General features: G+C 73.9%; 10 protein-coding genes. 8 read left to right on the forward strand and 2 right to left on the reverse strand.

Annotation, left to right across the window (positions count from 1 at the left end; translation table 11 throughout):
- Positions 1-133: 133 nt before the first annotated feature.
- Both MOV08_RS09050 and ssgD read left to right on the forward strand, forming a co-directional pair.
- Complete coding sequence (locus MOV08_RS09050; RefSeq protein ID WP_275306959.1) at positions 134-1,729, forward strand: PH domain-containing protein; 1,596 nt, start codon at positions 134-136, stop codon at positions 1,727-1,729.
- A gap of 107 nt (positions 1,730-1,836) precedes the next feature.
- Positions 1,837-2,247 carry a spore wall synthesis regulator SsgD gene (ssgD, locus tag MOV08_RS09055; RefSeq protein WP_039630897.1) on the forward strand — a complete coding sequence of 137 codons (411 nt, stop codon included), beginning with the start codon at positions 1,837-1,839 and terminating at the stop codon, positions 2,245-2,247.
- A gap of 105 nt (positions 2,248-2,352) precedes the next feature.
- Here the strand turns inward: ssgD and MOV08_RS09060 are convergent, their stop codons facing one another.
- Entirely contained in the window at positions 2,353-3,135 is a 783-nt protein-coding gene (locus MOV08_RS09060) for a polysaccharide deacetylase family protein (RefSeq protein WP_039630899.1), read from the reverse strand.
- Positions 3,136-3,289: 154 nt separating this feature from the next.
- On the opposite strand from MOV08_RS09060, the gene MOV08_RS09065 reads away from it, so the two are divergent.
- The 4 genes from MOV08_RS09065 to MOV08_RS09080 all read left to right on the forward strand — a co-directional run bounded on the left by MOV08_RS09065 (position 3,290) and on the right by MOV08_RS09080 (position 6,642).
- Complete coding sequence (locus MOV08_RS09065; RefSeq protein ID WP_039630901.1) at positions 3,290-3,994, forward strand: response regulator transcription factor; 705 nt, start codon at positions 3,290-3,292, stop codon at positions 3,992-3,994.
- Entirely contained in the window at positions 3,991-5,517 is a 1,527-nt protein-coding gene (locus MOV08_RS09070) for a sensor histidine kinase (RefSeq protein WP_039630904.1), read from the forward strand. Before MOV08_RS09065 ends, MOV08_RS09070 begins: the two co-directional genes overlap by 4 nt.
- Positions 5,514-6,140 carry a hypothetical protein gene (locus MOV08_RS09075; protein ID WP_275306960.1) on the forward strand — a complete coding sequence of 209 codons (627 nt, stop codon included), beginning with the start codon at positions 5,514-5,516 and terminating at the stop codon, positions 6,138-6,140. The genes MOV08_RS09070 and MOV08_RS09075 overlap by 4 nt, the downstream gene beginning before the upstream one ends.
- Before the next feature lie 100 nt (positions 6,141-6,240).
- Entirely contained in the window at positions 6,241-6,642 is a 402-nt protein-coding gene (locus MOV08_RS09080) for a DnaJ family domain-containing protein (protein ID WP_275306961.1), read from the forward strand.
- Between the two features lie 18 nt (positions 6,643-6,660).
- Here the strand turns inward: MOV08_RS09080 and MOV08_RS09085 are convergent, their stop codons facing one another.
- Positions 6,661-7,947 (reverse strand): DUF4185 domain-containing protein, encoded by a 1,287-nt coding sequence (locus MOV08_RS09085; protein ID WP_275306962.1) that lies wholly within the window; start codon positions 7,945-7,947, stop codon positions 6,661-6,663.
- Between the two features lie 193 nt (positions 7,948-8,140).
- Between MOV08_RS09085 and MOV08_RS09090 the strand changes: the two genes are divergently transcribed.
- Together MOV08_RS09090 and scpA are read left to right on the forward strand one after the other, a co-directional pair.
- A complete protein-coding gene (locus tag MOV08_RS09090) occupies positions 8,141-10,027 on the forward strand; it encodes a methylmalonyl-CoA mutase subunit beta (protein ID WP_275306963.1) in 1,887 nt (628 codons plus the stop codon).
- Complete coding sequence (gene scpA / locus MOV08_RS09095) at positions 10,024-12,255, forward strand: methylmalonyl-CoA mutase (RefSeq protein WP_275306964.1); 2,232 nt, start codon at positions 10,024-10,026, stop codon at positions 12,253-12,255. Before MOV08_RS09090 ends, scpA begins: the two co-directional genes overlap by 4 nt.
- Positions 12,256-12,265 lie beyond the last annotated feature (10 nt).

Raw genomic sequence — 12,265 nt, forward strand, 5'->3', positions numbered from 1 at the left:
AGACGGCCTCGGGCCCGGCAGGGCCGGCGGAACTCATGCTGGCCGTCCAACGGCTCGCACCACTGGCCGTACCCCGCCGGGACCGAGAGGTCACAACCCTACCCATGAGGGCTGCAGAAGGGATGGTCCTCTAATGAGCACCCCCTGGAACGACACCGCAGGCAGCGGCGCGCCGACCCCCGCGCCGCACGCCGCGCCCGAGTGGCGGCGGCTGAGCCCCCGCACCCTGCTGGTGCACTGCGGTTGGCTGGGCGCGCCGCTCGGCTCGTTGGCGCTGACCGCGCTGGCCACCGGCGGCCGGATCACCGGCGGCGCATGGCTCACCCTCGCCGCGGTCGCCGCCGTGTTCGCCGTGGTCACCACGGCCGGGTGGATCCGCTGGGCGCGCACCGACTTCCGGGTCACCGGCGAGAACCTGGAGGTGCGGAGCGGGCTGGTCACCCGGCGGTCGCGGAGCGTGCCGCTGCACCGGATCCGCACCGTCGACCTGACGGCGTCGCCGCTGCACCGGCTGCTGGGCGTCACGGTCCTGCGGGCCGGCACCGCGGGCTCCGGGGAGGGCGGCGGCGAACTGTCGCTGGAGGCCCTCCCGGTGGCCGAGGGCGAGCGGCTGCGTGCGGAGCTGCTGGCCCGCGCGGCCACCGGGGCGGTCGCCGAGGACCCGGTGCTGGCGCGGATCAGCTGGCGCTGGCTGCGGTATGCGCCGCTCACCTTCTGGGTCGTCGGTGGGGTGTTCGTCGCGGGCGGTTCGGTCTATCGGGCGCTGCACGAGATCGGTATCGAGCCCTGGAAGATCGGCTTCGTCCGGCGGGCGTTCGAGGAGTTCGGCAACGGGATGCTCTGGCTGACCGTCCCCGCGGCGCTGCTCGCGGTGATCGCGCTCGGCTCGGTCGGCGCGGTCGTCCTCTACGTCGAGAACTGGTGGAACTACCGCCTGGAGTGGGCCGACGCCGGCACCCTGCGGGTGCACCGGGGGCTGCTGACCACCCGCTCGGTGACCATCGAGCGCGCCCGGCTGCGCGGGGTGGTCCTGCGCGAGCCGCTGCTGCTGCGGGCCGGCGGCGGGGCGTTGGTGCGCGCGGTGGCGAGCGGCCTGGGCAACAAGGAGGAGAACCGCAAGCGCAGCGGGCTGCTCCCGCCGGCGCCCCGGCGGGAGGCGGTCCGTGTGGCCGGCGGGACGCTGCAATCCCCCTTCCCTGACGCGTCAGTGACGGATCGTCAGGATCTTCAGGGGCGGCACCTGGCCCGGCATCCGCGGGTCGCGTTGCGCCGGCGACGGGTGCGCGGGCTGCTGTTCGCGGTGCTGCCGGGCACCGCGCTGCTGGCCGGGCTGGGGGCGGCGTTCACCCCCGTGCTGCTGCACGCCGCGTGGATCTATGCGGTGGTCACCACGCCGGTGGTGCTGTGGCTGGCCCGGGACGCGTATCGGAATCTGGGGCACGGGATCGTCGGCGAGCATCTGGTCGCCCGCTCGGGCACGTTCAGCCGGGACACCCTGGCCCTGCGGCGCGAGGCCGTCGCCGCCTGGACGTTCAGCACGTCGCCGTTCACCCGGCGGGCCGGGCTGGTGACGCTCACCGCGGCGGTGGCGGCGGGCGAGGAGGGCTATCGCATCCCGGACCTCGCCGAGGGCCTCGCGCCCGCGTTCGCGGCGACGGCCACTCCGGGCATCCTGGACGAATTCCTCACCCACCCGGCGCGGAACGGCGGCCCGACGGCGGCGACATGACGCATATCACACCCCCGGCGCATGCACGGCGGGGCCGGGCCGACCGTCCTACAGGATGACCGCGCCCGCGCCCCGCGGGCCGACCACGTCGTGAGGGAGCCGCCGCGATGCACGCCGCCATCGACCAAGCCGTCCAGGTCCGTCTCCTCGCGACGTCGGTCGGTCATGCGGTGCCCGCGGTACTCCGCTACCAGCGGACCGATCCGCTGGCGGTGCGGATGACCTTCCCGCCGGAGATCTCGCTCGACGGGGCTGCGGTGGACTGGGCGTTCGCCCGAGACCTGCTCGCCGAGGGGCTGCACGAAGCCGTCGGGCGGGGCGACGTACGGGTGCGGCCCTCGGGTCCGGAGCGCACGGTGATGGAGTTCCACGCCGACGAGGGCATCGCCATGGTCCAGTTGCGGACCGCGGAGGTCCGGCAGTTCCTGGCCCGCTCGTACGAGGCGGTGCCGGCCGGGCGCGAGCACGAGCACCTGGGCGTGGAGCACGAGCTGGCGGAGCTGTTCGGCGCCGCGTGAGGCGGAGCGGCACCGCGCGGGCGACGCGGGACGGAAGACGACGAACGGGCCGGTGGTGACCGGCCCGTTCGGCTGTATGGGGCGTGCGTCAGAGCACGGACCGCCCTACCGCTGCGGGAAGCCGAAGCCGTAGCCCTGCTGCTTCATCCACGGCAGCAGTTGCCGCAGCGACTCCACCGTGCGGGCGCGGTTGCCGCCGCCGTCGTGGAAGAGGACGGTGGGGCCGTTGCGGAGTTCGCCGCGGACGGTCGATTCGATCTGCGCGACGGAGCCGCCCTCAAAGTCCTTGCTGTCGACGTTCCAGCCCAGCGGGCGCATGCCGCGCTCGGCGGCGAGCTTGCGGCTGTAGGGGGTGAAGGCGCCGCCGGGGGCACGGTAGTACTCGACCTTGGCGCCGCCCGCCGCGTCCTCGATCATCTTCTGGGCGTCGAGGATCTGCCGGGACTGGTAGTCCTCGGAGCGGTGGTCCATGGCGGTGTTGTGGTTCACGGTGTGGTCGCACAGCTTGTGGCCGTCGGCCACCACTTTCTTGACCAGGGCGGGGTGCGCCGCGGCCTGCGGACCGATCATGCAGAAGGTCGCCTTGACGCCGTTCTCCTTCAGGACCTCCAGGACCTTCGGGGTCCAGACGGGGTCCGGTCCGTCGTCGATGGTGATGTTCAGGCTGCGGCCCGGGCGGTCGGAGGCGTGCACGATGGACGGGTCGACCGGGGCGCTGCGCGGCGGCTGGGCCGGCTTGCGGTCCGGGCTGACGGTGTCCGCCTCGGCGCTGGGTTGGAGGAGGGCGAACGCTCCCACGACCGCCAATGACGCCACCGCCGCGGTGGCCACGCCGATGATCCCGCCCTCGATCCCGAAGCGTCGTCCCGTGCCGAAGCGCCCTGCCATGTCAATCCCGCCCCTCGTGTGCTCTGCTGTATACGTGCCGGCGACTTGGTGTGCCCCTTTACACGGACGCCGCCTGCACCCCCACAGATGCACAGGACTCGGGACAGGATGCTCCTGTTACGGATCCATCATGAAACTTATTGATACTGGACCCATGCCACGTGTACTGCTGATCGAGGACGACGCCGCCGTCCGGGACGGAGTGTCCCTGGCGCTGCGGCGGCGCGGCCATGACGTCGCGGCCGCGGCCAGCGGCGAGGAGGGACTGGCGACCCTGCCGTCCTTCCGCCCCGACATCGTGCTGCTGGATCTGATGCTGCCCGGCAAGGACGGCTTCGAGATCTGCCGGCTGATCCGCGCCGAGCGACAGTTGCCGATCATCATGCTCACCGCCCGCGGCGACGATCTCGACGTGGTCCTCGGGCTGGAGGCCGGGGCCGACGACTACATCGTCAAACCGGCCCGTGGCGAGGTCCTGGAGGCGCGGATCCGGGCGGTGCTGCGGCGCACCGCGCTGCCCACCGACGGCGCCCCGGCCACCGAGCCGGGGCCCGCGCCCGTGGAGACCTACGGCGAACTGGCCATCGACCGGGCCGGTCTGGTCGTCAGCAAGGCCGGTCAGGACCTGGCGCTGGCGCCGTCCGAGATGAAGCTGCTGCTGTTCCTGTCCGCCACCCCGGGCCAGGTCTTCAGCCGGCAGCAGCTGCTGGAGCACGTCTGGGAGCACAGCTACCACGGCGACGCGCGGCTGGTGGACGCCTGTGTGATGCGGCTGCGGACGAAGATAGAGGACACCCCGCGCAGCCCCCGGTACGTCCAGACCGTGCGCGGCTTCGGTTACCGCTTCGGACCGCTGTGAGCCGCCTCCGCCGCCTGGTGCCGGGCGTCTCCGCGGTGCGCGGACTGCGCGCCCGGCTCGTGGTGGCGTTCTTGCTGGTGGCCGCGGTCAGTGCGCTGACCACCGCCGGGCTGACCTATCGCGAGGCCCGGAACGCCATCCTCCAGCGGTCCCAGGACACCGCCGTCAACGACCTGCGGGCCCAGGTCAATTCGCTGGCCCCGGAGCTGGCGGTGCCGCCGTCCCGGTCCGACCTGGACTTCTTCCGGGTGAAGCTGGAACGCTCCGGCAAGTCCCGGGACTGGGACGTCTCGGTGCACTACAACGGCGTCCCGGACGACGACGAGGGCGGGCTGCGGCGCGACATGACGGTGCCGGCCGACTTCAAGGCGTCGGTGGAGAAGCGCCGGGTGCCGGCCTTCCAGCGGATCGAGCGGGACGGCGCGCCCTGGCTGCTGATCGGGATGCCGGTGCGGCAGAGCGACGGCCGGCCGTCCGCGCTGACGGTCTACGCACAGCTGCCGCTGCGCGCCGAGGAGGCCAACGTCGAGGCGCTGGTGAGCGCCGCGCGTGGCGGGGCGCTGCCGGCCTTCGCGCTGGCGGTGATCCTGCCGCTGTTCGCGGCGCGCGGGGTGCTGCGGCCGGTCCGGGGGCTGCGGCAGGCCGCCGGGCGGATCGCCGAGGGCAAGCTGGACACCCGGCTGGAGTTCAAGGGTGCCGACGAACTCGCCGATCTTTCGCGGACGTTCAACGAGATGGCGGCGAAACTGGAGGAGAGCATGGCGGAGCTGCGCCGGATGGAGGCCAACTCCCGACGGTTCGCGGCCGACGTCTCGCACGAGCTGCGGACGCCGCTGGCCGCGATGTCCGCGGTCACCGACGTGCTGGACGAGGACGCCGACTCGCTCGACCCGGACACCGCCTCCGCGGTCCGGCTGATCAGCCAGGAGACCGGGAAGCTGGCGCGGATGGTGGAAGACCTGATGGAGGTCTCGCGGTTCGACGCGGGCGCCGCCGCGCTCCACCTGGACGAGGTCGACGTCGCCGAGACGATCCGCAAGACCCTCCAGGCCCGCGCCTGGCAGCAGCGGGTGACCGCGGACCTGCCGGACGACGTCCGGGTCCGGCTCGACCCGCGCCGGCTGGACGTGGTGGTGGCCAACCTCGTGGGCAACGCCCTGCACCACGGCGGCGAGCCGGTGCGGGTGGTGCTGCGTGCGCCGGAGCCCGGCGACGCCACGGTGCTGATCGAGATCCGCGACAGCGGTCCGGGGATAGACCCCGAGGTGCTGCCGCACGTCTTCGACCGCTTCTACAAGGCGGACTCGGCCCGCGCCCGCTCCGAGGGCAGCGGGCTGGGGCTGGCCATCGCGCAGGAGAACGTCCGGCTGCACGGCGGCACCCTGCGCGCCGCCAACTCCCCCGAGGGCGGCGCGGTGTTCACCGTGGAACTGCCGCTGCGGCAGGAGGAGGCGCCGGCCGGCGGGGCCGACGACGAGCCCGCCGGGCAGCCCGCCGCCGGGAAGGGGCACGACGCCGCATGATCAACCGACGTCCGACCGCGCACGGTCCGGCCGCCCGCCGTACCGCCGTCCGCCGCCCCGGCCGCCGGGCCGCGCTGGGCACCCTGGCCGGGGTGCTCACCGCGACGCTGGCCGGCTGCGGCATCGAGCCCACCGATGTGATCGACGCCGGTGAGCCGGCGACCGGGGTGCGGGCCCCGGGCAAGCCCCCGGCCGATGTGCAGTTGTTCTTCTACGGCCCGGACGGGCTCCATCCGGCGACCCGCCCGGCGAAGGAGCCGTTGGACCCGCAGGAAGCGATCAACCTGCTGGTGCAGGGGCCGAACCACGCCGAGCGGATGCGCGGGCTGTCCAGCGTGGTGCCGAAGTTCCCCGGTCCGCTCACCGCGACGTCCGGGCCAGGGCGGGTCGCGATCACCCTGCCGGTCAACGCCAAGCTGGTGGACCCGGCCTCGCTGAACCAGCTGGTGTGCACCGCGGCCAACGCCCGGGTCCCCGGCGACAAGCCGCCGGGGCAGGTCACGGTCACCCTGGTCGGCGACGGCGTCCGGGTCGGACCCATGGTCTGCGGCGGCAACAACGCCTTCCCCCTGGTCCAGCCGACCCCGACCGGCGCGAACGACAGCGCCGGCGCGGGCGACTGACCGGCCGCTCCCCGTCCGTCCGGGCCCGGGCCGGACGGGGAGCGTGCGTTACGGTGAAGGAGCGAGGACCGTCCGGACCGCACCTCGGGAGAATCCCACGATGACCGAGCGCAAACCCCCCGGCGTCAGCTTCGAGAGCTGGGTCGACAAGCAGATCCGTGAGTCGGACGAGCGCGGCGGCTTCGAGCGCCTGCCGGGCTTCGGCAAGCCCCTCCCCCATCTCGACCGGCCGTACGACGAGACCTGGTGGATCAAGGAGAAGATGAGCCGGGAACAGCTCTCCTTCCTCCCGCCCACCCTCGCCCTGCGCAAGGAGGCCGAGGAGGCGCTCAAGGCCGCCGCGGAGGCGCCGAGCGAGGCCGCGCTGCGCCGCATCCTGACGGAGATCAACGACCGGATCCGGGCGGCGCTGGCCGCACCGCCCGAGGGCCCGCCGCTGAACCTCGTCCCGTTCGACATCGAGGAGCAGGCCCGCATCTGGCGGGCGCGGCACGGGAGTTGAGCTCCGGCGCGCGGCGCGTCAGGGCCCGGTCGGCGCCAGCCGGACCCGTAGGAACCGCGGTCGGTACAGCTCCACGTCGCCGTTGACCACCGGGTCGGCGGGGGCGCCGGGCGGGCCGAGCCAGTTGACGTCGTAGCTGAGCAGCAGCCCGGCGTCGGTGGTGAACTCCGGGTGTGCCTGCGGGTTGTAGACCGCGAGGTGGTCGGGGTCGGGGCCGGCCGGGCGCGGCGGGGTGATCCGGCCGGTCGGGCCGTGCCAGGGGCCCTGGGGCGAGCAGGCCCAATAGCCGGTGATCGTCCGCAGTCCGGCGCCGCCCGCGGTGTCCATGGTGAGCAGCACCCAGGTGCCCCCGGCCGCGCGGACGACGGTGAAGGCGCTGCCGACGCCGCGCCGGCCGCCGCCGCGCAGGACCGGCGCGGCCCGCCCGGCGTCCGGCTGCCAGTGGGCGCCGTCCCAGAACCGCCAGGCCGCCCGGTCCGCGAGCCGACCGACCGGGACCCGGGCCAGATAGCCGCTGTCGGCCGGGGACGAGGGCGGGTCGTCACCGCCGAAGACGTAGTTCCAGGCACCGTCACGGACCAGCGCGGTGCCGTAGAGGACGGCTCGGCCCGGGTCGGCGACCGCGCTGCGGTCGGCGACCGGGGTGAGGGACTCCAGCCGGAGGTCGGGCAGGGAGAGGGTGGCGACCTCGGTGCCGCGGGGCACGCCGAAGATCCACGCGCCGGTGCCGGGGACGCGGTTCCACAGCAGCACCCGGACGACCCGGTCCGGTGAGCCGGGGGCGCGCGGTTCGACGGTCGCGTGGACCGGCCAGCGCCAGCCGCCGCCGGGCGGGTCGGGGAAGAACGGCCCGGGGGCGGCGGGGGTGCCGCCGGTCAGGGTGCGCTCCGGCGTGCCCGAGGAGTTCATCAGAACGAGGGAATTGTGCCGTAGGAACGGCGTGCCGCCGGCGTCGGTGGTGCGCCAACGGTAGGGCGCGCCCTGGGGGTTGGGCGGTGGGTGGACCCGGTCGAGGAAGGTGTCGGAGAACAGCCAGAGCGTCCGGCCGTCCGGAAGGCGCACCGAGTGGGTGCCGTCGCCGCCGGTCCAGTCGTCGCCGCGGGAGTCGTCGTCGCCGTAGCGGGCGAACGCCGTGGTGGTCGCCGGGTCGGTGGTCCAGGAGGCGGGGGTGCGGCCCGTGCAGGCGGCGTGGTCGTCGGTGCCGTGGGGCGGCGCCGGCGCCAGGAGGGCGGCCACGGCGGTCAGGAGCAGGAGGGCCAGCAGGCCGGCGGCGAGCGTGGTGCGGGTGATCGGCGGGTGGCGCATGCCGCTCCTCGGTGGGGTGCCGGGCCACCGTAGCGCGGCGGACGGCGCCGTCTCGGGAGCGGCAGGCGGAGCGGCCATCGCCCGTCCGGGGCGGGTTCGCCCTGTTCATGGCGTTCGGCGGCCGGCTCAACGAGGGCAAGGTCACAGCCTTGCCCCCTGCTCCGGCCGACGGTCGCTCGCCTAGCCTGCTGCCATGACCGCCGAGTCCCCCGAACTCCCCCTGGCCGCCGCCTTCCCGGCGGCCGAGCGCGAGCAGTGGCAGCGCCTCGTCGAAGGGGTGCTCCGCAAGTCGGGCGCCTCCGAGGCCACCGGTGCCGCCGCCGAGGACGCGCTCGCCACGGATCTCCAGGACGGGATCCGCGTCCGACCGCTCTATGCCGCACAGGACGCGCCACCGGCCGCGGGCCTGCCCGGTTTCCCGCCGTTCATAAGGGCGGGCCGGCCGGAGGGCACGGCCGGCTCGGGGTGGGACGTGCGCCAGCGGCACGCGGGCACCGATCCCCGGCGGGTCAACGAGGCGGTGCTCGCCGACCTGGAGAACGGGGTCACCTCCGTATGGCTGACCGTCGGTGACGGCGGCGTCCCGGTGTCCGGTCTGGCCCAGGCGCTCCAGGGCGTGTATCTGGACCTGGCGCCGGTGGTCCTGGACGCGGGTGCGGAATTCCCGGCGGCGGCAGCGGAGTTGCGGCGGCTCTACCAGGAGTCCGGGGTGGCGCTGGCCGAGACGGCGGGCGCGCTGGGCGCGGACCCGCTGGGCGTGCTCGCCCGGACCGGCGACGACCGCGGGCTGGCCGACGGACTGGCGGCCGCCGCCCACCTGGCCGGCTGGGCCGAGGAGAGCGCACCGCGGATCCGCGCGGTGACCGTCGACGCCCTGCCGTACCACGAGGCGGGCGGCTCGGCGGCCGAGGAGTTGGGCGCCTCGCTGGCCACCGGAGTGGGCTATCTGCGGGAACTGACCGCGGACGGGCGGGGCCTGGGCATCGACGCGGCCTGCCGGCAGCTGGAGTTCCGGTACGCCGCCACCGCCGACCAGTTCCTGACCATCGCCAAGCTGCGTGCCGCCCGGCTGCTGTGGGCCCGGGTCGCCGAGGTCTGCGGGGTGTCGCCGGCCGCCGCCGCGCAGCGCCAACACGCGGTCACCTCGACGGTCATGATGTCCCGTCGGGACCCGTGGGTGAACATGCTGCGCACCACGGTCGCCGGGCTGTCCGCCGGCCTGGGCGGCGCGGACGCGGTGACGGTGCTGCCGTTCGACGCGGCGCTGGGCCTGCCGGACGCGTTCGCCCGGCGGATCGCCCGGAACACCCAGTCGGTGCTGCTGGAGGAGTCGCATCTGGCGAAGGTGATCGACCCGGCGGGCGGCTCCTGGTACGTCGAGCAGCTCACCGCCGAACTGGCCCGCGCGGGCTGGGCGTTCTTCCAGGAGATCGAAGGCGCCGGCGGCCAGGTCGCCGCGCTGCGGTCCGGGATGCTCGGCGACCGGCTGGCGGAGACCTGGCGGCGGCGCAGCGCGGACCTGGCGCACCGCCGGGAACCGATCACCGGTGTCAGCGAGTTCCCGCAGCTGGCCGAGTCGCCGCTGGAGCGCGAGGCGGCCCCGGCACCGGCCGGCGGGGGGCTGCCGCGGGTGCGCCGGGACGACGCGTTCGAGGCGCTGCGGGCCCGTTCCGATGCGCATCTGGCGGCACACGGAGCGCGCCCCACGGCATTCCTGGCCGCGCTGGGCCCGGTAGCGGCGCACACCGCGCGGGTGGCGTTCACCGCCAACCTCTTCCAGGCGGGCGGCATCGAGACCACCGCGGAGCAGGTGACGGCGGAGTCGGTGGCCGCGGCGTTCGCGGCGAGCGGCGCGCGGATCGCCGCGGTGTGCTCCAGTGACGCGGTGTACGCCGAGCAGGCGGCGGAGGTGGCCGCGGCGCTGAAGTCGGCGGGCGCGGTGCGGGTGTATCTGGCGGGCAAACCGCGCGAGCACCGGGAGGATTTCGTGGCGGCCGGAGTGGACACGTTCGTGTTCGCGGGCTGCGACGCGGCCGGGGTGCTGTCCTCGGCCCTGGATGTCACGGAGGTGGCGGGATGAAGGAGACGGCACGACAGGCGGGCGCCATCCCGGACTTCAGCACGGTGGAGCTGGGCGAGACGTCCAGGGCGGCGGCGTCCGGTGACCGGGACCGCTGGACGCAGGCCGTCCAGCAGGCGACCGGCAAGAGCGTCACGGACCTGACCTGGGAGACGCCGGAGGGCATCGACGTCAAGCCGCTCTACACCGCGGACGACCTCGACGGCCTGGACTTCCTGGGCACCTACCCGGGCATCGCGCCGTATCTGCGCGGCCCGTACCCGACGATGTACGTCAACCAGCCCTGGACGATCCGGCAGTACGCGGGCTTCTCCACCGCCGAGGAGTCCAACGCCTTCTACCGGCGCAACCTCGCCGCCGGCCAGAAGGGCCTGTCGGTCGCCTTCGACCTGCCCACGCACCGCGGCTACGACAGCGACCACCCGCGGGTGACCGGTGACGTCGGCATGGCGGGCGTGGCGATCGACTCGATCTACGACATGCGGCAGCTCTTCGAGGGCATCCCGCTGGACAGGATGACGGTGTCGATGACGATGAACGGCGCGGTGCTGCCCGTTCTCGCCCTCTACATCGTGGCCGCCGAGGAGCAGGGCGTACCGCCCGAGAAGCTGGCCGGGACCATCCAGAACGACATCCTCAAGGAGTTCATGGTCCGCAACACCTACATCTATCCGCCGCAGCCCTCGATGCGGATCATCTCCGACATCTTCGCGTACACCTCGCAGAAGATGCCGCGCTACAACTCCATCTCGATCTCCGGCTACCACATCCAGGAGGCGGGGGCGACGGCCGACCTGGAGTTGGCGTACACCCTCGCCGACGGGGTGGAGTACCTGCGGGCGGGCATGGCGGCCGGTATGGACGTGGACTCCTTCGCGCCGCGGCTCTCCTTCTTCTGGGCGATCGGCATGAACTTCTTCATGGAGATCGCCAAGCTGCGCGCGGCCCGGCTGCTGTGGGCGCGACTGGTGAAGCAGTTCGACCCGAAGAACCCCAAGTCCCTCTCGCTGCGCACCCATTCGCAGACCTCGGGCTGGTCGCTGACCGCGCAGGACGTGTTCAACAACGTCACCCGGACGTGTGTGGAGGCGATGGCCGCGACCCAGGGCCACACCCAGTCGCTGCACACCAACGCGCTCGACGAGGCGCTGGCGCTGCCCACCGACTTCTCGGCGCGGATCGCCCGGAACACCCAGCTGTTCCTCCAGCAGGAGTCGGGCACCTGCCGGGTGATCGACCCGTGGGGCGGCAGCGCGTACGTCGAGCGGCTCACCCACGATCTGGCGCGCCGGGCCTGGGCGCACATCGAGGAGGTCGAGGCGGCCGGCGGCATGGCCAAGGCGATCGACGCGGGCATCCCCAAGCTGCGCGTCGAGGAGGCCGCGGCACGTACGCAGGCGCGGATCGACTCCGGGCGGCAGGCGCTGATCGGCGTCAACAAGTACCGGGTGGAGACGGACGAGGAGATCGAGGTCCTCAAGGTCGACAACTCCGCGGTGCGGGCCCAGCAGATCGACAAGCTCAAGCGGCTGCGGGCGGAGCGCGACGAGGACGCCTGCCGGCGGGCGCTGCGGGCGCTGACCGAGGCGGCGAAGGCCGCGCCAGGGCCGGGGCTTGAGGGCAATCTGCTGGCGCTGGCGGTGGACGCGGCCCGCGCGATGGCGACCGTCGGGGAGATCTCGGACGCCCTGGAGGAGGTCTACGGCCGCCACTCGGGCCAGATCCGTACCATCTCCGGTGTGTACCGAGACGAAGCGGGACCCTCGTCGGGGGTCGAGCGCACCCGGGAGCTGGTGGCCGCGTTCGAGCGTGCCGAGGGCCGCCGGCCGCGCATCCTGGTGGCCAAGATGGGGCAGGACGGCCATGACCGCGGCCAGAAGGTGATCGCTACGGCCTTCGCCGACCTGGGCTTCGACGTCGACGTCGGCCCGCTGTTCCAGACCCCGGCCGAGGTGGCCCGGCAGGCGGTGGAGGCCGACGTGCACATCGTCGGGGTGTCCTCGCTGGCGGCCGGTCACCTCACGCTGGTGCCGGCGCTGCGGGAGGCACTGGCGGCGGAGGACCGGGAGGACATCACCATCGTGGTCGGCGGGGTGATCCCGCCGCAGGACGTCCAGCCGCTGCGGGACATGGGCGCCGCCGCGGTGTTCCTGCCCGGCACGGTCATCCCGGACGCGGCCCACGACCTGGTGCGGGACCTGGCGTCGGTCCTCGGCCACGAGCTGTAGAGCGGAGGGG

The sequence above is a fragment of the Streptomyces yunnanensis genome, from assembly GCF_029011865.1.
GTDB classification, from domain to species: domain Bacteria; phylum Actinomycetota; class Actinomycetes; order Streptomycetales; family Streptomycetaceae; genus Streptomyces; species Streptomyces yunnanensis.

What these genes read in the sequence shown, in the direction of transcription:
- MOV08_RS09050 (WP_275306959.1), top strand. Translation starts at nt 134, where the DNA reads ATGAGCACCCCCTGGAACGACACCGCAGGCAGCGGCGCGCCGACCCCC.
- ssgD (WP_039630897.1), top strand. Translation starts at nt 1,837, where the DNA reads ATGCACGCCGCCATCGACCAAGCCGTCCAGGTCCGTCTCCTCGCGACG.
- MOV08_RS09060 (WP_039630899.1), bottom strand. Translation starts at nt 3,135, where the DNA reads ATGGCAGGGCGCTTCGGCACGGGACGACGCTTCGGGATCGAGGGCGGG.
- MOV08_RS09065 (WP_039630901.1), top strand. Translation starts at nt 3,290, where the DNA reads ATGCCACGTGTACTGCTGATCGAGGACGACGCCGCCGTCCGGGACGGA.
- MOV08_RS09075 (WP_275306960.1), top strand. Translation starts at nt 5,514, where the DNA reads ATGATCAACCGACGTCCGACCGCGCACGGTCCGGCCGCCCGCCGTACC.
- MOV08_RS09080 (WP_275306961.1), top strand. Translation starts at nt 6,241, where the DNA reads ATGACCGAGCGCAAACCCCCCGGCGTCAGCTTCGAGAGCTGGGTCGAC.
- MOV08_RS09085 (WP_275306962.1), bottom strand. Translation starts at nt 7,947, where the DNA reads ATGCGCCACCCGCCGATCACCCGCACCACGCTCGCCGCCGGCCTGCTG.
- MOV08_RS09090 (WP_275306963.1), top strand. Translation starts at nt 8,141, where the DNA reads ATGACCGCCGAGTCCCCCGAACTCCCCCTGGCCGCCGCCTTCCCGGCG.
- scpA (WP_275306964.1), top strand. Translation starts at nt 10,024, where the DNA reads ATGAAGGAGACGGCACGACAGGCGGGCGCCATCCCGGACTTCAGCACG.